Origin of the sequence: Pyruvatibacter sp. HU-CL02332 (genome assembly GCF_040362765.1) — a bacterium.
GTDB lineage: Bacteria > Pseudomonadota > Alphaproteobacteria > CGMCC-115125 > CGMCC-115125 > Pyruvatibacter.
On the sequence record NZ_BAABWK010000001.1, the window covers coordinates 682,772 to 701,025 of the forward strand.

Annotated in this window: 19 protein-coding genes and 1 pseudogene; 5 read left to right on the forward strand and 15 right to left on the reverse strand. The window is 58.2% G+C overall.

Translation table 11 applies throughout. The annotated features are described in order from the left end of the window. Position 1: 1 nt before the first annotated feature. A complete protein-coding gene (locus ABXH05_RS03330) occupies positions 2-1,927 on the reverse strand; it encodes a propionyl-CoA synthetase (protein ID WP_353559770.1) in 1,926 nt (641 codons plus the stop codon). A gap of 146 nt (positions 1,928-2,073) precedes the next feature. Here ABXH05_RS03330 and ABXH05_RS03335 point away from each other — a divergent pair, with 146 nt between their 5' ends. After that, positions 2,074-2,829, forward strand: coding sequence for a sulfite exporter TauE/SafE family protein (locus tag ABXH05_RS03335; protein ID WP_353559771.1), 756 nt, complete (start codon positions 2,074-2,076; stop codon positions 2,827-2,829). Here ABXH05_RS03335 and ABXH05_RS03340 read toward each other — a convergent pair. From ABXH05_RS03340 to ABXH05_RS03350, 3 genes are all read right to left on the reverse strand, one after another. Next, positions 2,810-3,316 (reverse strand): MarR family winged helix-turn-helix transcriptional regulator, encoded by a 507-nt coding sequence (locus ABXH05_RS03340; protein WP_353559772.1) that lies wholly within the window; start codon positions 3,314-3,316, stop codon positions 2,810-2,812. The genes ABXH05_RS03335 and ABXH05_RS03340 overlap by 20 nt on opposite strands. Before the next feature lie 24 nt (positions 3,317-3,340). Beyond that, positions 3,341-4,486 (reverse strand): Acg family FMN-binding oxidoreductase, encoded by a 1,146-nt coding sequence (locus tag ABXH05_RS03345; RefSeq protein ID WP_353559773.1) that lies wholly within the window; start codon positions 4,484-4,486, stop codon positions 3,341-3,343. A gap of 174 nt (positions 4,487-4,660) precedes the next feature. After that, complete coding sequence (locus ABXH05_RS03350) at positions 4,661-4,843, reverse strand: DUF465 domain-containing protein (protein WP_348137960.1); 183 nt, start codon at positions 4,841-4,843, stop codon at positions 4,661-4,663. A 226-nt stretch (positions 4,844-5,069) separates the two neighbouring features. On the opposite strand from ABXH05_RS03350, the gene ABXH05_RS03355 reads away from it, so the two are divergent. Then, complete coding sequence (locus tag ABXH05_RS03355) at positions 5,070-5,297, forward strand: YdcH family protein (protein ID WP_348137958.1); 228 nt, start codon at positions 5,070-5,072, stop codon at positions 5,295-5,297. A 33-nt stretch (positions 5,298-5,330) separates the two neighbouring features. Here the strand turns inward: ABXH05_RS03355 and ABXH05_RS03360 are convergent, their stop codons facing one another. Beyond that, positions 5,331-6,080 carry a GGDEF domain-containing protein gene (locus tag ABXH05_RS03360; RefSeq protein WP_043949754.1) on the reverse strand — a complete coding sequence of 250 codons (750 nt, stop codon included), beginning with the start codon at positions 6,078-6,080 and terminating at the stop codon, positions 5,331-5,333. Between the two features lie 331 nt (positions 6,081-6,411). Between ABXH05_RS03360 and purE the strand changes: the two genes are divergently transcribed. Beyond that, entirely contained in the window at positions 6,412-6,918 is a 507-nt protein-coding gene (purE, locus tag ABXH05_RS03365) for a 5-(carboxyamino)imidazole ribonucleotide mutase (protein WP_353559774.1), read from the forward strand. Continuing rightward, on the forward strand, positions 6,911-8,005 hold the full coding sequence (locus tag ABXH05_RS03370; protein WP_353559775.1) for a 5-(carboxyamino)imidazole ribonucleotide synthase: 1,095 nt from the start codon (positions 6,911-6,913) through the stop codon (positions 8,003-8,005). The genes purE and ABXH05_RS03370 overlap by 8 nt, the downstream gene beginning before the upstream one ends. An 8-nt stretch (positions 8,006-8,013) precedes the next feature. On the opposite strand, the gene ABXH05_RS03375 is transcribed toward ABXH05_RS03370, so the two are convergent. Next, the gene (locus tag ABXH05_RS03375) at positions 8,014-8,670 is read right to left on the reverse strand and encodes a COQ9 family protein (RefSeq protein WP_353559776.1); all 657 of its coding nucleotides are present in this window, start codon (positions 8,668-8,670) and stop codon (positions 8,014-8,016) included. Between the two features lie 43 nt (positions 8,671-8,713). Next, positions 8,714-9,295: a peptide deformylase gene (gene def, locus ABXH05_RS03380; RefSeq protein ID WP_353559777.1), complete on the reverse strand. Its 582-nt coding sequence runs from the start codon at positions 9,293-9,295 to the stop codon at positions 8,714-8,716. Between the two features lie 263 nt (positions 9,296-9,558). Between def and rpsU the strand changes: the two genes are divergently transcribed. Continuing rightward, positions 9,559-9,789 carry a 30S ribosomal protein S21 gene (gene rpsU / locus ABXH05_RS03385; RefSeq protein WP_043949759.1) on the forward strand — a complete coding sequence of 77 codons (231 nt, stop codon included), beginning with the start codon at positions 9,559-9,561 and terminating at the stop codon, positions 9,787-9,789. 150 nt (positions 9,790-9,939) lie between these two features. Here the strand turns inward: rpsU and ABXH05_RS03390 are convergent, their stop codons facing one another. From ABXH05_RS03390 to ABXH05_RS03425, 8 genes and pseudogenes are all read right to left on the reverse strand, one after another. Next, positions 9,940-11,346, reverse strand: coding sequence for an NAD(P)(+) transhydrogenase (Re/Si-specific) subunit beta (locus ABXH05_RS03390; RefSeq protein ID WP_348137945.1), 1,407 nt, complete (start codon positions 11,344-11,346; stop codon positions 9,940-9,942). 12 nt (positions 11,347-11,358) lie between these two features. After that, positions 11,359-11,679, reverse strand: a pseudogene (locus ABXH05_RS03395) (NAD(P) transhydrogenase subunit alpha part 2); the annotation flags it as partial. Further along, positions 11,673-12,812: a Re/Si-specific NAD(P)(+) transhydrogenase subunit alpha gene (locus ABXH05_RS03400; RefSeq protein ID WP_353559778.1), complete on the reverse strand. Its 1,140-nt coding sequence runs from the start codon at positions 12,810-12,812 to the stop codon at positions 11,673-11,675. The pseudogene ABXH05_RS03395 and the gene ABXH05_RS03400, both read right to left, overlap by 7 nt. Positions 12,813-12,957: 145 nt before the next feature. After that, positions 12,958-13,119 (reverse strand): aa3-type cytochrome c oxidase subunit IV, encoded by a 162-nt coding sequence (locus tag ABXH05_RS03405; protein ID WP_081826357.1) that lies wholly within the window; start codon positions 13,117-13,119, stop codon positions 12,958-12,960. Positions 13,120-13,237: 118 nt separating this feature from the next. Continuing rightward, the gene (locus tag ABXH05_RS03410) at positions 13,238-13,729 is read right to left on the reverse strand and encodes a PaaI family thioesterase (protein WP_353559779.1); all 492 of its coding nucleotides are present in this window, start codon (positions 13,727-13,729) and stop codon (positions 13,238-13,240) included. 59 nt (positions 13,730-13,788) lie between these two features. After that, entirely contained in the window at positions 13,789-15,147 is a 1,359-nt protein-coding gene (locus tag ABXH05_RS03415) for an ABC1 kinase family protein (RefSeq protein ID WP_353559780.1), read from the reverse strand. Between the two features lie 2 nt (positions 15,148-15,149). Then, entirely contained in the window at positions 15,150-17,027 is a 1,878-nt protein-coding gene (locus ABXH05_RS03420; RefSeq protein WP_353559781.1) for a M3 family oligoendopeptidase, read from the reverse strand. 292 nt (positions 17,028-17,319) lie between these two features. Beyond that, positions 17,320-18,192 (reverse strand): OmpA family protein, encoded by an 873-nt coding sequence (locus tag ABXH05_RS03425; RefSeq protein WP_353559782.1) that lies wholly within the window; start codon positions 18,190-18,192, stop codon positions 17,320-17,322. Positions 18,193-18,254: the final 62 nt, after the last annotated feature.

Here is an 18,254-nt window from a genome sequence, read left to right on the forward strand (position 1 = left end):
GTTATGCCTTCTTGCTCGTCGCACCGGTTGCATATCCCCGCGCGGTCACCGCAGTGGTAATCTCATCCAGAATGGCCGGGTCATCAATCGTTGCCGGCATCTTCCATTCAGTGCTGTCGCAGATCTTGCTCATCGTACCACGCAGGATTTTGCCCGATCGCGTCTTTGGAAGACGCTTAACGACAATCACGCTCTTGAAGGCTGCAACCGGTCCAATTTCCTGACGTACCAGCGCAACGCAGTCGCGCTCAATATCGTCAGCGCTGCGATCACACCCGGCCTTGAGCACGACAAACCCCAATGGCAGTTGTCCTTTGAGATCATCAGCGACACCAATGACCGCACACTCTGCCACATCCGACTGCCCCGCCAGCACTTCCTCCATGCCGCCCGTGGACAGCCTGTGCCCTGCCACATTGATGATGTCATCCGTGCGCGCCATGATGAAGAGATAGCCGTCTTCATCCTTGTATCCTGCGTCAGCCGTTTTGTAGTGCCCGGGGAACTCCTCAAGATACGCTTCTTTGAATCGATCCTCATTTTGCCAGAGGGTCGGAAGACACCCCGGCGGCAATGGCAGTTTCACGGCGATGGACCCGGTGGTGCCTGCCGCCACTTCGTGACCTGCATCATCAAGCACCCGCACGTCATAACCCGGCATGGGAACCGTCGGTGACCCATGCTTGATCGGCAGAAGCCCAAGCCCAGCCGGATTGGCAGCAATCGCCCACCCTGTTTCCGTTTGCCACCAATGGTCGATGACCGGCACTTTGAGTTGATCTTCTGCCCACTGAACCGTCGGTGGGTCAGCGCGCTCACCTGCAAGAAAAAGCATGGTGAAATCAGACAGATCATAGTCGCCAATCAGCGCGCCCTGAGGGTCCTGCTGCTTGATGGCGCGAAAGGCCGTGGGTGCTGTGAACAGCGCCTTTACCTTGTGCTCCGAAATTACCCGCCAGAAAGCACCTGCGTCCGGTGTGCCAACAGGTTTGCCTTCGTATAGGACACTGGTGCACCCGGCCAGAAGCGGTCCGTACACGATGTAGGAATGCCCGACGACCCACCCGACGTCAGACGCGGCCCAGAACACATCTCCCGCATTCATGCCGTAGACCGCGTTCATGGACCAGTTGAGCGCCACCATGTGCCCGCCATTGTCACGCACCACGCCCTTGGGCTGTCCGGTCGTGCCGGACGTATAGAGAATGTAGAGCGGATCCGTCGCCGCCACCGACACACAGTCCGCCCGTCGGCCATCCACTTTCGCCGTCGCGACACTATCGGCCCAGTCATGATCGCGGCCCGCCGTCATGGCAGCCATTTCCATCGGACGCTGCAGCACAAAGCAGGCGTCAGGCTTGTGAGATGATTGCTCAATCGCCGCATCAACAAGAGGCTTGTAGGGAACAACCCGGCCCGGTTCGATCCCGCAGGACGCCAACAGGATGGCCTTGGGTGTCGCGTCATCAATGCGTGTCGCCAGCTCATGCGCGGCAAAGCCACCAAACACCACCGAATGAACAACACCCAGTCGTGCGCACGCCAGCATCGCAATGGCAGCTTCCGGGATCATCGGCATGTAGATGATGGCACGGTCACCGGCCACGAGCCCCTGCTGCTTCAGCACCGCGGCAAGGGTGGCAACTTCCTCCAGAAGCTCTGAATAGGAGTACGTCTTCTTGGTTTGTGTGACCGGGCTGTCATAAATCAGCGCGGCGCGGTCTCCATGCCCCGCCTCAACATGACGGTCGAGACAATTATACGACGTGTTGCACATGGCACCGGCAAACCAGGATCCGTTGGCCTGGGCCGACGTGTCCAGCACCGTGTCCCACTTTTTGTCCCAATGGATGTCATTTGCCGCCTTGGCCCAAAACCCTTGCGGGTCATCACGCCATGCCTGATAGCTCTCGTCGTAAGTGCTCATAACCGTCCTGTTGTTTCCGCCCGGCGATCGCTTGCCAGCCAGCGATTTTGCGCTTTAGGGGTTTTGCCTTATAGCGGCCCAATCAATTTCCCACCGCAACAAGGGTGCATGCAAGCGCTCTTCTTACCTTGGACGCCATCCCGCACATGATCGAAGACCCGTGGTTCTACATCGCAGCCGTGCCTGCTGTACTCATCGTTGGAATTTCCAAAGGTGGGTTTGCGGCCGGGTTCGGCATCCTCGGTGTCCCTCTTATGGCATTGGTGATATCGCCCCTTCAGGCAGCTGCCATTTTGCTGCCCATTCTGTTGGCAATGGACGTTGTTGGCCTGTGGGCCTACCGGCGGAATTTTGACATGCCCAACCTGCGCATTCTCATCCCGGCTGCCGCTGTGGGCATCGGCATCGGTTGGATGACGGCCAGTCTGGTGCAATCCGAGCATGTGGCCTTGATTGTCGGCCTTGTAGCCCTGGCTTTCGCAGCTGACTTCTGGACCGGACAACGCCGTGAAGGTGTTCCTGGCCGCTCCGTGCGCAAAGGTGGGTTCTGGGGCGCTATCGCGGGCTTCACGAGCTTCGTGGCCCACGCAGGCGGCCCACCCTTTCAGGTCTACATGCTGCCCCAACGGCTAGACAAAACTCTCTATGTGGGAACCAGCGTGGTGTTCTTCTGGGCTGTGAACCTGATCAAGGTGCCGCCCTATCTGGCGCTGGGCCAGTTCGACACGACAAACCTGCTCACGGCCCTGGTCTTGATGCCCTTGGCACCCATTGGGATTCTTGTGGGCGTCAAATTGCACCACCTGATCCCCGAAGAGCCATTCTACAAACTCTGTTACGCAGGCGTGACGCTTGTAGGGCTAAAGCTTGTCTACGACGCGTCTATTGATCTTTTTGTTTAGCGGCGACTTCGCCAGCCAGTTCGCGGCTGTTGTCGAGTTCAATCCGAGCCGCCTGCAGCGTTGGTATCAATGTCGCAATCGCACTCAAATCAAGCCGCGTCGATAATTCCGCCAACAGCGGCATCAGACTCCCTACAGCAACCTCTCGAATGTCTCGCCCTGATTGCGTGATGTCGATCTTTTTTGATCGTCCATCATCGGGATCTCTCTCAGCCACAATGAAGCCAGCTTCATCAAGACGCTTGAGCGTATTTGTCATGGTCGCACGGCTCACCTGAAATGAGCTTGCCAATTGCGCCGGTGTGCGCGGACCGCCAAGCCGCACAAAATGGTTGAGCACTGAAAATTGCGGAACGGTCAAACCCTTGGGCAGTACGCGTTCAAATGCAGTGCGTGCCAACTGATCGATGATTCCGATCTCATTGAAAAATGTGAAGAGTGTCGGGTCATTCAGTTTGGACGGTTGATTGCTTTTGTCGATGTCCATTGAACTCAAAATACAAATAAAAAATCATGTGATCTTCGCATCAATCGGCCAACGTGGGCTAGGCGAAAGAGCGGGGCCGTAACCAACCCGCGCGAACATTTGCACGCGAGACCCTTGCTGGCCAAGTGTTTCATGCAACTCAGTCAGCAAAGCATCCATTTCCGGATACTCCTGAAGGGCCTGGCTCAGCGGATGAATGGCAATGCCAAGCTGGTTGGCCTTGAGGTTCATGCGTATCCAGTCACGACCCGATGCAATCTGATCTCGTCTCGTATTTGTTGCGGTTGCAACATAGACATACCCCATGGCTGACCAGATGATGTCGCGATACATGTCGATGCCCTGAGCGTACGCAGTGGACGTCATGTCGGAGAGTTCTTCACGCGTCAAAATGCCGGCCATGTTCAGCGCCTCAAGGAAAGCACCTCCCAAATCAATGCCATCCGGGTTGGCATTGATTTCACTCTTGCCGAACCGCATCACGTCGACGCTTTCCATGTAGGTTCTTGGCGTCTCGACCTCGATGAGATGTGCGCGCCAGCTCAGATCCTTCAATGTTTCAATTGACCCCTGGTCGTGAATGGTGCCGGTGATCGCACCATCACCCACCACACCGACGATGCTGGACATATCTTCGCGAGCCACCGGCTTGGACATATCAAACGGCTCCTTGTTTGACCGCCGATTGAAGACCTCCGCAAACAGAGGCGATGCGGCGACAGAACCATCCTTCACCAAAGTTACCCGTGCGATCGGCCGCCCATCGAGCACCGGCTCCGGCTCACCTTCCGGGAAGAGAGTAACGTCAGCACGATACCCGTCGCTCGCCGCCGCCATGCGCATGAGTTCAAGGAAGCAGCCCAGACCGATCACGATCTGACGATTGAACGGGTCTGTATGGGGAAGCATCTGATCCAGGTCATAGGACAACGTGAAACTGTCCTGGCCCTCAAGGGTCACCAGCCATGGCTGCTGATTGTGCGGATTGGGGGCGAGAACCGCGTATGACAGCGCGCGCTTGCGCGGGTCTGTGTAACCGCTGCCCGCCTGCGACCAGGGCGCCAGGGCTGTTTCCGGCGTGCGGGTGGCAATGAAGCCCGCTGTCCCTGCAGCCGCAATAACAGCAGTTGATCCGACGATTCGCAAAAATTGGCGACGAGACTTGGCCATGAGAATGCTCCCTATAATTCGATATCACACTATATAGTTTGAGATCGAATTAATACAAGGGACATCCGCTCAGATTGCTGTCCGGGCTTATGCCCAGACATGCGAAAAGCGCCAGACTTCCTGTCTGGCGCTTGCCGTACGCGTCATACTGATAGGTGCTAGAAGCCTGAAACGTCAGGCGGCGGTGTCTAACTCAAGGGACAATCGCTCAATTTCTTCTTTCAGCAGAAGTTTCTTCTTTTTGAGCTCTGAGATCACCAGATCGTCGCTGGCGGGACTCAGTTGTTCCTGCTCGATTTCCGTCTCTAGTAGCCGGTGCCGCTCGTGGAGTTCGTTGAGGTGCACTGATAGTGACATGCGTCGGGCCTCCCATATCTCTGTTGACGGACCATGAGTCTGACTCCAATTCACACGTCTGTTAAGCAAAATCGACATCCCCCTCAAAACTGCCGCCAAACGGGCATAAGTCTTGGATTTTTCAATAGACACATGACCTTGCAGCCCTTCTTCGCGCACGCTAGAAGGCAACCACACAGCGTAGGCTTGGGGCAGACGCAGCACTCAACTGGATGCACGGAGCGGCATGACTCAGGACGTTTCAACTGATGAAGCCGAAAGCGAAGACGCCCTGCGCGCAAAGCTTGTTCAGCTCCGCCAGCAGCATCGCGACATGGATGCTGCAATCGATGCACTGGAAGCAAGCGGTGCCGCAGACCCTTTACGCATTCGCCGCCTGAAGAAAATGAAGCTCGCCATTCGCGACGAGATTGGCTTCATCGAAGACCAGTTGGTACCCGACATCATTGCCTGAGGTCTTGGGGGTGGCTTGCCGTCAAAAGAGCCTCTAGCTCTTTTTCTCGCTTTCCTGACGCCGACGCTTTGCCACATACATGGCTTCGTCAGCACGCGCGAGGGCCGTCGCCGCGTCTTCACCTGGCTTGAACGCAACAGCACCCGGTGACACGGACACACCAATCTTGTGCCCCATGATCTCCAGCGGCGTGTCCGCAATTAGATGCATAAGGCTCTCAGCCTTTTCCATCGCATCGGCTTCATTGGCCTGCGCAAGAATGACAGCAAACTCGTCGCCACCAATGCGCCCGACAATGTCGGATTCACGCACATGCTCCACAAGTGCACCGGCTACATACTCAAGCACCGCATCCCCGGCAGCATGACCATAGGTGTCATTCACAGTCTTGAAATTGTTGAGGTCAATGAAGACAAGGCTCGCGGGAGCACCATAGCGCTCGGAAAATGAAATCATGCGGGAGAGTTCGCGCACGAAAGCGCGCCGGTTGAGAACCGGAACCAGAGAATCCGTATCGGCCTCTTGCTGAACCGCATCAAGCCGGCCACGCATGGTTGTGAGTTCTTTGCGCAGCGCATCAACCTCGGACATCAAGGTCATGAGCGCGTCGCGCACCTTGGGTGTCACTTCGGCCTCAGGAATGCCCATGATGGAAGCGGTGTCAGAAATCTGACGGGGTGCACTGGCAGCGCTAGCCGAGCCAGCAGCGGATGCCCGCGAGGGTGAACCTGCCCCCCGCACGGATGACACGGTCCCCGGCCGCCGTGTTCCTCCAACCTTCATGGTCAACCCCGCCTGTGTGTCGCCCACATATGGACGCCCTTCTGGGTGTGTCAGACGACCAATATCAGAGGCCCAACACGGTCATTAAGGCAGCAAAACATTGAAAAAGTGCCTATTGCTGCCCTTCCCACCTAAGCGAGCCACCTTAACAATTCATTTATGCCCGGTCCTAACCAAGGCAAATACGGCTCAAACTGGCACATAATTGCCCTTTAACCTCATAAACGCGGCATGCAGGCGATGCTTGCCATACGCCCGCCCGTGCCTATACTCCCCTGCTTTCCGCGCCCGGGCACGTCCCGGGCAGTCTTGTTTTGGGCATAGGCACTCTATGAGCGAAAGCACCTCCAGCACGTCTCCACTCGTTGGCATCATCATGGGCAGCCGCTCTGACTGGCCCACCATGACCCATGCCGCAGAAGCACTGGACGCGCTCGGCGTGCCTTATGAGACGCAGGTCGTCTCAGCGCACCGCACGCCTCAGCGCCTGTATGACTATGCCACCAGCGCCAAATCGCGCGGCTTGCATGTCATCATCGCAGGCGCTGGCGGCGCGGCTCATCTGCCCGGCATGGCCGCCTCCATGACACCACTGCCCGTCCTCGGCGTGCCGGTAGAAAGCGCTGCCCTCAAAGGCCAGGATTCCCTGCTTTCCATCGTCCAGATGCCCGGTGGCATTCCCGTCGGCACCCTTGCCATCGGCAAGGCCGGTGCCAAGAACGCAGGCCTGCTGGCCGCTGCCATTCTGGCAACCACCGATGACGCCCTTGCCGCCCGGCTGGATGCCTTCCGCGCAAACCAGACAGCCAGCGTCCAAGAGACAGTCGAAGATGCCTGATACCTCAGGCGCCCTTCCCCCCGGCAGCACAATCGGCATTCTGGGCGGCGGACAGCTGGGCCGGATGCTCGCAATGGCGGCGGCACGACTGGGCCTCAAGACGCACATCTATTGCCCCGAAGCTGAGTGCACAGCAGCTCAGGTCGCTGACGCGACCACCACCGCCGACTATGACGATGAATCAGCCCTCAAGGCCTTTGCGGCTGCCGTCGATGTCGTGACCTACGAATTTGAAAACGTCCCGACGGATACCGCCGCCCTCCTCGCCAGGCACGTGCCCGTGCGCCCCGGCGCCCGCGCGCTTGCCGTCGCGCAGGACCGGCTTGCAGAAAAAAGCTTCATGCGCGACCTGGGCATCAAGACCGCGCCCTTCGCAGACATCACAGGACCAGCAGACCTTGCTGCTGCCCTGGGTGAGATCGGCACCCCGGCCATCCTGAAAACGCGCCGCCTGGGCTATGACGGCAAAGGCCAGGCACGCATCAACGACACAGCCGCAGCGTCCGACGCATGGGATGCCGTAAAGCACCAGGCCTCGATCCTCGAAGGCTTCGTCAATTTTGAAGCAGAAATCTCCGTCATCGTTGCACGCAGCATCGACGGGACGACAGCGGCCTACGACCCTGCCCGGAATGACCATGAGAACCACATCCTGTCGCTCTCAACGGTCCCGTCCGGGTACTCAAACGACATCGAGGCCAAGGCCCGCGAGCTTGCCGAAAAGATCGCCGCCGAACTCGATTATGTCGGCGTCATGGGCGTCGAGCTTTTTGTTGTCGCTGGCACACAGGAGCTGGTGGTCAACGAGATTGCACCGCGCGTCCACAACTCCGGCCATTGGACACTGGAAGGCTGCACGGTAAGCCAGTTTGAGCAGCACATGCGTGCCGTCGCGGGCTGGCCACTTGGGTCGCCTGAGCGTCACTCAGATGCGCAGATGACTAATCTCATCGGTGACGATGTGGACGCCTGGCAGGACATGGCAGCTGAACCCAATGCGGGTCTGCACCTCTACGGCAAAGGCGACGCGCGCCCCGGCCGCAAGATGGGCCACATTACGCGCATCACACCCAAGACAACTCGCTGAATCACTGCCTAACGTCCAAGCGGATAGCGCAGCCGGGACACAAGGCCCAGCGGTGATGGCAACGCACCGAGAATCTTTTCGGCTCGGCCTTTTACCTTCTCGATCTGCATCACATCCGCAATCCGGCGATCAAGAAACTCCCAGGTCTTCTCATGGCCCTCGGTGTCGTCGCCAAACCAAACCGCAAGCGTGCTGGAGTAGACGCCGGACAGGATGAGACGCTTGGTATAAAAATTATAGTCCGTAGACGTATCACCTGCAGCGCGCCAGATGGCATCCAGCGTTCCATAAAGAGCGCGGACACCAGCCGTCCCTGACGTTGGAAGTGCCAGATAGGCCGTCGCACGGCGCAGGGCTTCCTTATTCCCTTCGTCCACTTCAAGGCGCGTCCGCACCGCAAAGGTAATGCGCTCACGCACCTTCATGGACGGCAGGTCAGACTTGGCAAGCTTGCTCGCCATCCGCTTGTCGCCCTGCTGAACAAAATACAAGACCAGGTCAGCTGTCCCGCCGGGAAACGCCAACCGTGCAAGCCCACTTTCAACACCGGCTTTCTTTGCGGCATTGCGCATGCTCTTGCCGGTCCATCCATCAAACGGGACGTCCGGGAGCGCAGCCTTGAGTATCTGCGAACGCGCTTTGTCGTAGTGTTTGTCTGCGGTCATTGTTCTGCTGCCTTTGCTGTGTCGGGCGCCCCTGCGGTCGCACTCAACCTTCGTCTTTGCTCTTGTTTATGTCTGACGGGCGGTCTCCGCCCCAGTGGCGGCCCTCCGTCTCAAAAATCAGATCCTTCAGATCATCCATCCGCTGGGGGTACAAAATGCCCTCAAGATGATCGCATTCATGGCACACGACCCGCGCATGAAAGCCCCGCGCCTCGCGCGACATGGCATTTCCCTCTATATCGAGCCCTGAATATCTTATACGGGTCGGCCTGGGAACCAGACCACGCATGCCCGGCACCGACAGGCACCCCTCCCAGCCCAGAGCGCGTTCTTCGGTCAAAATCTCGATTCTCGGGTTAATGAGCACGGTAAGGGGCGCGGTGTGGTCAAATGCCTCGTCTGCCTCCGTTCCCTCCGGCACGCGCTCGGGCGGTGCCTGAAAAATCACGATCTGCAGGGGTTCATGCACCTGGGGCGCAGCCAGGCCCGCCCCGTTGGCGTCAATCATTGTTTCCACCATATCCGCCACCAAATGGCGGATTTCTGGCGATTTTGGGTCCTCGACCGGTTGGGCTGGCTGCAGCAGAACCGGATGCCCCATGCGGGCTATCTTGCGAATGGTCATGGCCCTTATATGGACCCGCCAGACGCCAACGAAAAGCCAGCATCTGTGCGACATAAGGTGGACAACACCCCTGTCTTTTGGTACTTACCGCCCCTCTGGAATGCCTGACGGCATGCCCGGGGCAGGTTTTTGCGCGCTAGATGTTCCACTGACAGCGCGGCCTATCTGACCCGGACCCCGTCCAATCCAAACCGATACATACCCGTTTGCGCAGCTTTTCTGGCGCGCTGGGGTGAATTTTAAGCTCGAAGGGAGCTGAGTGCGTGCAAGTTCTGGTTCGCGACAACAACGTCGATCAAGCCCTGCGGGCTTTGAAGAAGAAGCTTCAGCGTGAAGGTGTGTTCCGCGAAATGAAGCTGCGCAACTACTACGAAAAGCCGTCTGAAAAGCGCGCCCGCGAAAAGGCTGAAGCCGTTCGCCGCGCCCGCAAGCTGGCCCGCAAGCGCGCCCAGCGTGAAGGTCTTCTGCCCAAAAAGGGCCGCGGCAAGCGCTAGTCGCGTCGCAAGACTGAAAACAATCAACGCCTCCGGTTTTCCGGGGGCGTTTTTTGTTGCCCGGCCCACGTCCCCAGGACGTCCACCAACACAACAAAAAAGGCCGGAGCAATTGCTCCGGCCTTTTGTCTGTCAGCTATGTGGCGGGGACTAGTTCAGACCCTTCACGATCTCTTCCACCATCTTCTTGGCGTCAGAGAACAGCATCATTGTGTTGTCGCGGAAGAACAGTTCGTTCTCCACACCGGCGTAACCCGAGCCCATGCCGCGCTTGATGAAGAGGACGGTTGCCGCCTTCTCAACATCCAGAATGGGCATCCCGAAGATCGGGCTGGCCGTATCCGTCTTCGCAGACGGGTTGGTCACGTCGTTGGCGCCGATAACAAACGCCACATCCGCCTGTGCGAATTCCGAGTTGATGTCTTCAAGCTCGAACACTTCGTCGTAAGGCACGTTTGCTTCAGCCAGCAGCACGTTCATGTGGCCTGGCATACGACCGGCCACCGGGTGAATGGCGTATTTGACCGTCACACCTTCAGCCTTGAGCGCATCCGCCATTTCACGCAGCGCATGCTGTGCCTGCGCCACCGCCATGCCGTACCCCGGCACGATGATCACAGACCCTGCATTCTTCATGATGAAGGCTGCATCGTCAGCAGAGCCCTGCTTCACGGGACGGGTTTCAACAGCGCCACCGGCAGCTGCCGTTTCGCCGCCAAAGCCACCCAGGATCACCGAGAAGAACGACCGGTTCATGCCCTTACACATGATGTAGGACAGGATCGCACCCGAGGAGCCCACAAGGGCACCTGTGATGATGAGAGCCGTGTTCTCAAGGGTGAAGCCCAGCGCCGCTGCTGCCCAGCCCGAATAGGAGTTGAGCATCGACACCACCACCGGCATATCAGCACCCCCAATGGGAATGATGAGCAGGAAGCCGATGATGAAGGACAGGACCGTAATGGCCAGGAAGGCTTCAATCGTCTGGTTGGCCGGATCAAGGCACAGGAAGATCACACCACCGACGATGGCAACTGCCAGCGCAATGTTGATGAGGTGACGTGCTGGCAGAATGATCGGTGCCCCGGACATGGTGCCCTGCAGCTTGGCAAAGGCAATGACCGAACCTGAGAAGGTGATGGCACCAATGGCCACACCCAGACCCATTTCAATGAGACTGACGATCTTGATGTTGCCCGTCACACCAATGCCGAAGGCCTCAGGTGACATGAAGGCAGCCCAGGCCACCAGCACAGCGGCCATACCCACAAGGGAGTGGAACGCCGCAACAAGCTGTGGCATGGCCGTCATGGCAATGCGGTTGGCCGTGATGGCACCGATGCCGCCACCAATGGCAATCGCGCCAATGATGTACATCCAGACTTCACTGCTGGTGATGTCCTGACGGATGAGCGTTGTGGCAATAGCGATGGCCATACCGACCATGCCGTACATATTGCCCTGACGGGACGTTTCAGGGCTGGAGAGCCCACGAAGCGCCATGATGAAAAGCACGCCGGAAACGAGATAGGCGAGCGCTGCGAGATTGGCAGACATATTTCAGGCCCCCTATTTCTTTTCTTTTTTCTTGTACATGGCCAGCATGCGCTGGGTGACGAGGAACCCGCCAAAGATGTTGACGCTGGCAAGCACCACGCCGGCAATACCAAGCCAGCGTGAGAAGCCCGCAGTCTCTGTTGCCGTCACATCCACCGCCACGGCGATAAGCGCACCAACGATGATCACGGAGGACACAGCGTTGGTCACCGACATCAAGGGCGTATGCAGTGCAGGCGTCACGCTCCACACCACGTAGTACCCAACGAAGATCGCAAGAACGAAAATCGCCAGTCGGAAAATGAAGGGATCGATTGCAGCTTCCATTAGGCCGCTCCTTCCTTAAGTGCCGGGTGCACCACCTGCCCATCTTTGGAGATGAGCGTGCCGGTGATGATTTCGTCTTCCCAGTCAATTGTGAGAGCGCCGGTTTCTTTGTCGACGAGCGGCGTAATGAAGTTCAGCAGGTTCTTGGCATACAGGCTGGACGCATCGTCAGCCAGACGACCAGGCACATTGCGGTGCCCCATGATCTTGACGCCATCAACGTCAACAATCTCACCGGGCTGAGACAGCGGGCAGTTGCCGCCGGCTTCAACCGCGAGATCAACAATGATCGAGCCCGGCTTCATGCTGCGAACCATTTCTTCGGTCACCAGCACCGGTGCCGGACGGCCCGGAATAAGCGCTGTTGTGATGACGATGTCCTGCTTGGCAATGGTCTCAGCCACAAGAGCGGCCTGCCGCTTCTTGTAGTCTTCGCTCATTTCCTTGGCATAACCACCAGCGGTCTCGCCTGTGTCGCCTTCATCAGGTTCCACCATCACGAATTTGCCGCCCAGGCTTTCCACCTGTTCAGCCGCCGCTGCTCGCACGTCCGTGGCGGACACAATGGCGCCCAGGCGCTTTGCTGTCGCGATGGCCTGAAGGCCCGCAACACCCGCACCCATGACGAACACGCGGGCCGGTGCAACCGTACCAGCAGCGGTCATCATCATCGGGAAGGCCCGAGTGAAGAGTTCCGCAGCATCAATAACGGCTTTGTAGCCTGCAAGGTTGGATTGCGACGAGAGCACGTCCATCGACTGGGCACGCGTGATACGCGGCATCAGTTCCATGGCAAACGACGTGACACCGGCAGCTGCCAATGCGTCATTCGTTTCTTTGCTCTGGTGTGGGTTGAGCATGGCAGCCAGAACAGCGCCGCGCTTCATCTTTGAAATTTCATCCGCATCCGGACCGCGCACCTTGAAGATGACATCAGCGTCACCCATGGCTGCAGCAGCATCAGCTGCAATGGTCGCTCCAGCTGCCTGAAACTCGGCGTCTGATACGGAAGAGGAAAGGCCAGCGCCCGCCTCCACGATCACATCAATGCCGAGTGCTGTGAGTTTTTTCACCGATTCCGGCGAGGCAGCGACGCGCGTTTCGTTGTCACGCCGCTCCTTTGGGATAGCAAGCTTCATATTTCTCCGCCCTGTTGGATTGGGTCCATGCCGTGCGTCCCTTTTGGAACATCACGTTTGAACGCGGACCTCTTTATTGGGCCATTGGTGGGATGAGCCTGATCGAAACGCAGCGATCAGAGCTCGCAGGCCTACGCTTCTGCCGCTAAAGCAGAAAAATGCCCATGAGAACAAGAATGACAATAACGGAGACTGTGCCCCATTTGGTCAGAGCAACAAAGCCGTCCCAAGTGCCAAAATGGCCCTCTGGCTCCATCTCTTTGCCCCAGGCTTCTGCTTCGAAAACTTCGTTTTTGGCGTCGGCCATAGGCCCCGTCTCCTTGGAAAGTGCAGGTAGTCATAAATACGTAGAATTCAGCCGGACTATAGGCGGCAAGCGGCCAATCGGGCAAGCAGTCCGCGCCTTTTCACCGTGATGAAAGACATTAGCCGCGGGCCGCCAAAAGGGGCGATTCGCCGGGTCTCTCACCCAGCATTTTGAAAAGACCGGTTCCCGTCATCAAAGTTCGCCCATCGGGGCCCGCCGGATCATTGCCGCCGGTCCAGATATGCCCCCGCACCGTGATGAAATCGCCGTCCTCCCCGGTCACCGACGCATTGCCCTGGACGAATTCGCCAAGTGCCGCCGACGACACAAAGTCCGTCACCAAGCGAACGGTGACCCAGAACCGGTGCTTCTCATAGGTGACCACGGATCCAAAGGCCATGTCAGCAAAGGCCATGAGCATGCCGCCGTGGCAGTTCTGAAAGCCGTTTGTGTGCCGCTCTCCGACCAGAAAGCCACGCGCCCAGGTGCCATCACCACTGAACCGCTGATAGATGGGGCCCACCTGATTCCCAAAGCCACCACGCCATGTGGCCGGACTGAAGTCCTCCGGAACGCCGTCTTCATTCATTGGGGTATCAGTCTGGGTCATGGATGCAGCTTGCCTGTCGCGGTGATGTAAATCCGGCAGCACACATACCCCAGTCGGGCCTACGCCTCCAGCGTGAGCCCGTTGGCCTTGAACTGCTTGGCCTGTCGCTTGACCAGAACATCATGATCAAACGCATCTATCTCGGCATTGAACAGATCATGGAAGTTTAACTCTGCTGCCAGATGGAGGAACACGCCGCCAAGTCCAATCGCTGCCCGGTCCATGAACACGAATTCGCGCGGCGGGGTCACCGGCCCATGTTTCTTAAGGGCTGCATGGACCTTTGTTGCTTCCTCGCGGCCATACTTGCCCGCTGACACACCGTCCGCAATCGTCCGGACCCGGTCATCCAGCAAGGGGCCATAGATGAATGATGCCCAGATATTGAGGACATCCACGAGCTCATTGTTGAGCTTCTCAAAGCCCCAGCTTTCATAGGCCGCCACCACACGGTCACGATCATCCGTCTGCAAACCGCGATACAGCTCAACGACGCCAGCAACGAATGTCGGTGGGAATTTACGGATGCAGCCATAGTCGAGGAGATTGATCCCGTGATCTTCCCGCACGGTGTAGTTGCCCAGATGTGGGTCGCCGTGGATCACACCAAAGTGGCTGAACGGGTGCCACCAGGCGCGGAACATTGCTGCTGCAATTGAGTTGCGGTCCTCAAGCGGGGCCTCCCTGAAGTCCAGCAGGGGTTGGCCATCCAGCCAGCTCATGGTGAGCAGGCGTTTCGTTGACAGGTCAGCCACCACGTCGGGCACACGAATGGTCTCATCACCCCTGAGCATGTGCTGGTACAGCGCGATGTGCCGGGCTTCCATGTCGTAATCGAGCTCTTCGCGCAGGCGCGCGCCGATCTCCTTGGACATCTGCCGCGTATCAATCACACCATCGATGCGGCGTTGAATAGCAAACACCATCTCAAGCTGCGTGAGATCTGCTTCCACAGCAGACTGCATGTCCGGGTATTGGAGTTTGCAAGCGACAGGCGCACCTTCCAAAGTCGTTGCCCGGTGCACCTGCCCCAAGGATGCTGCAGCGGCCGCATCACGCTCAAAGGATCCAAATTTCTTTTGCCAGTTGCGGCCGAGTTCAGATGCCATGCGTCGCTTCACAAACGGCCAGCCCATGGCAGGCGCGTTGGACTGCAACTGCGCCAGCTCAAGCGCATATTCTTCGGGTATGGCTTCTGGAATGGTGGCCAGCATCTGCGCCACCTTCATGATGGGGCCTTTCATGCCGCCCAGCGCGTCACGCAGTTCCGCCGCCACCGCCGCATCATCGATGTCACGACCAAACAGGCGCGCACCCGCGACCTTGGCGGCTATGCCACCGACCCCACCGCCGACCTTGGCGTAGCGCTTGGCGCGCCCGGCGATGCGGTTTTCTTCATTTGTCGGGGTGTCATCCATGACTAGGCCACCAGCCCTTCCAGATCGTCGATCAGACCTTCAATGACCGCCAGACCACCGGACCAGAAATCCGGATTGCGCGCATCAAGGCCAAACGGTGCCAGCAACTCGGAGTGATGCTTGGTGCCACCGGCCCGCAGCATATCAAGATAGGCCGTCGCAAAGTCTGGGTGCCCGTTCTCATAAACCCGGTAGAGAGAATTCACGAGGCAATCCCCAAACGCATAGGCATAAACATAGAACGGCGAGTGAATGAAATGCGGGATGTAGCACCAGAAGGTTTCATAGCCTTCATTGAGCTTGATCGCCGGGCCGAGGCTCTTCGCCTGAACGTCCATCCAGATACGGCCGATATCATCGGACGTGAGTTCGCCTTCGCGGCGGCTTAAATGCACATCGCGCTCAAACATGTAAAACGCGGTCTGGCGCACAACGGTGTTGATCATGTCCTCGACTTTGGACGCGAGCATGGCTCGGCGGGACCGCTCGTCCGGTGCATCGGCCAGCAAGGCCCTGAAGGTGAGCATCTCGCCAAACACCGATGCCGTTTCAGCCAGCGTCAGCGGTGTCTGGGACAGCAGCTGCCCTTGTGGTGCGGCAAGCACCTGATGCACCCCATGCCCAAGCTCATGAGCAAGGGTCATGACATCACGCAACTTGCCTTGATAATTGAGCAGCACATAAGGGTGCGCACTGGGCACGGTGGGATGCGAAAATGCCCCCGGTGATTTGCCTGGTCGTATCTGCGCATCAATCCAGCTTGATCCGCCTGACGGCTGGAAAAACCGGCCCGCAATTTCAGCCATGTCCGGCGCAAATCCGCGATAGGCATCCAGCACTGTCGTCTTTGCATCGTCCCAGGAGAGCTTGCGCTCGTCACTGTCCGGCAAGGGCGCATTGCGGTCCCAGTAATTGAGTTGATCGACACCCACCATGCGGGCCTTCAGCGCGTAATAGCGATGAGAGACCGATGCAAACCTGCTCTCCACCGCTGTGGCGAGGGCATCCACGACCTCCGGCTCGACCTGGTTGGACAGGTGCCGCGCCTGCGCAACATCTTCATAGCCGCGCCACCGGTCTTCTGTTTCCTTGTCCTTGGCAAGCGTGTTCGTAATCAGCGTAAAGGTGCTGACATTCTTCGCAAACGTATCTGCCAGGGACTTGGCACCCGCTTCACGTTCGGCGGGCGATGAACTGCTCAGCGTGTTGAGCGCCGGCTCGATGGGGACCTGCTCGCCATCAATGTCAAAGCGCAGCGCCGCCATGGTTTCATCAAATAGCCGGTTCCAGGCCGCAGCCCCTGTGACGCGTTTCTCAAGCAGTAGTTTTTCGAGGTCATCCGACAGCTGGTAGGGGCGCCATGCGCGCGCAGCAGTCAACCATGGCCGATAGCGCTCAAGCTTCTCGCTGTCCGCATAGGCCTTTTCAAGATCAGCCTCTTCAATACGATTGATATCGAGCGTGAAGAACAGGATCGAACTGCTGATTCCCGTCAGCTGTTCCTGCACGTCTCCATAGAACTTGGCGTAGGCGCCATGGGTCGTGTCGGTGGCATAGACAAGCCCGGCAAAGGATCCAATCCGGCCCATGCGCTCGTCCAGGGCTTCATAGGCTCCCAACGCCTCAGCAAGGGCATCAGCGCCTGATTCACCTTCGAGAATATTGTCGATATGGCCCGCATATGTTTTGGCGAAGGCCTCGGCTTCCGATTTGGCTGTGGCGATGTCCGCAAGGGCCGCGCTACGTCCCGCAAACGAACCCTCGCCGTCGTCAGCCCCACTCGCGGGATACAGGTCACCGAGATCCCACGCCGGCAGCGCCTCACTATCGCTGGAGTGTTTGGTGTCGGCGGTCGAAGGGCGCGATGCGGTGCTGCTCATTTTTGTACTCGGCTGAAAAACTGCGATAGGGCGGTCTTGGCGGCGGTGTTTGTGGCGGTGTTTGTGGCTGTCTTGCCCCGAACCAGACCGGGCAGGCCACACTAAGGGATATTGGCGTGGCTACCCGCACAATCAAACGGCGCGACCTCGATTTGCCAACGTGCCGCATCCCTCACGCCACCATCACCGATCGGTAGGCAATTCCGCAAAGAAAAAGGCCCGGCTGCGAGAGCCGGGCCTTCTTATTCTTGTCCAAGTGACCAAGGTCACTGGTGCTTATACGAACCCGCTACTAGCGGACCTCGATAACCGCACGGCGGTTGAGAGGCTCACGTACACCGTCACCTGTTGGAACTGCTGGTGAAGATTCACCTTCAGCACCCACGGAACCAACGGTCACACCCTGGGCAGCGAGCGCGTTTGCAACTGCATTCGAGCGGCGCTGTGACAGGCCCTGGTTGTAAGCAACTGAACCAGAGGTGTCAGTGTGGCCAACAACGTTGACTGTCGGGTTGTTGAATTCCTTGGTGAAGTTCGCAACTTCGTCGATCACTGCCATGGCAGCTGAAGTCAGGTTGAACTTGTCAAAGCCGAAGTAGATCACGAAGTCCTGGTCTGCTGCTGCAGATTCGCACTCGGTCAGTGCTTCGTAGAAAGCGACCTTTTCAGAGGCAACGCGTTCCGGCTGAACCGGACCACCGCGACCACCAAAGAAGGCACCGTCAACACCAAACTCGTTATCAGAAGCCTGCTCGACCCAACCGTCATAGTAACGCTGAGCTTTTGCACATGCGCAGCCACGATCATCGCGACCACCATTGTCCAGAGCTGCGATCAGGCGGCCACGGGCCTCCTGAAGCTCAGGAAGTTCTGAGTCCAGAACCTTGCGGCCCCAGGGAACATTGGCCGGATCAAACGGCGCAACCGGACCGCCAGCAAGCGCTGCGCGACCCTTTTCAGCGAAAAGAACCGAGTGACGCCATTCGCAGTCTACATAGACTTCCGATGTCGCACGGTCCTGATACTCAGCCGCTAGGCATGAGTAAAAATCATCTCCAGAAATTTCCTGATCCAGGAAGCTTTCCACATGGAAAGTCCCACCGAGGCCGCAGCCTGCTAGACCAAAAAATGCCCCCACCGCAATTAGCCGGGATAGCGTGTTCATCCCACTCTCCGTCATTCGAAATTTGCCTTCGCACCCCCCGAAATCGACGGGTGGCCGGGACC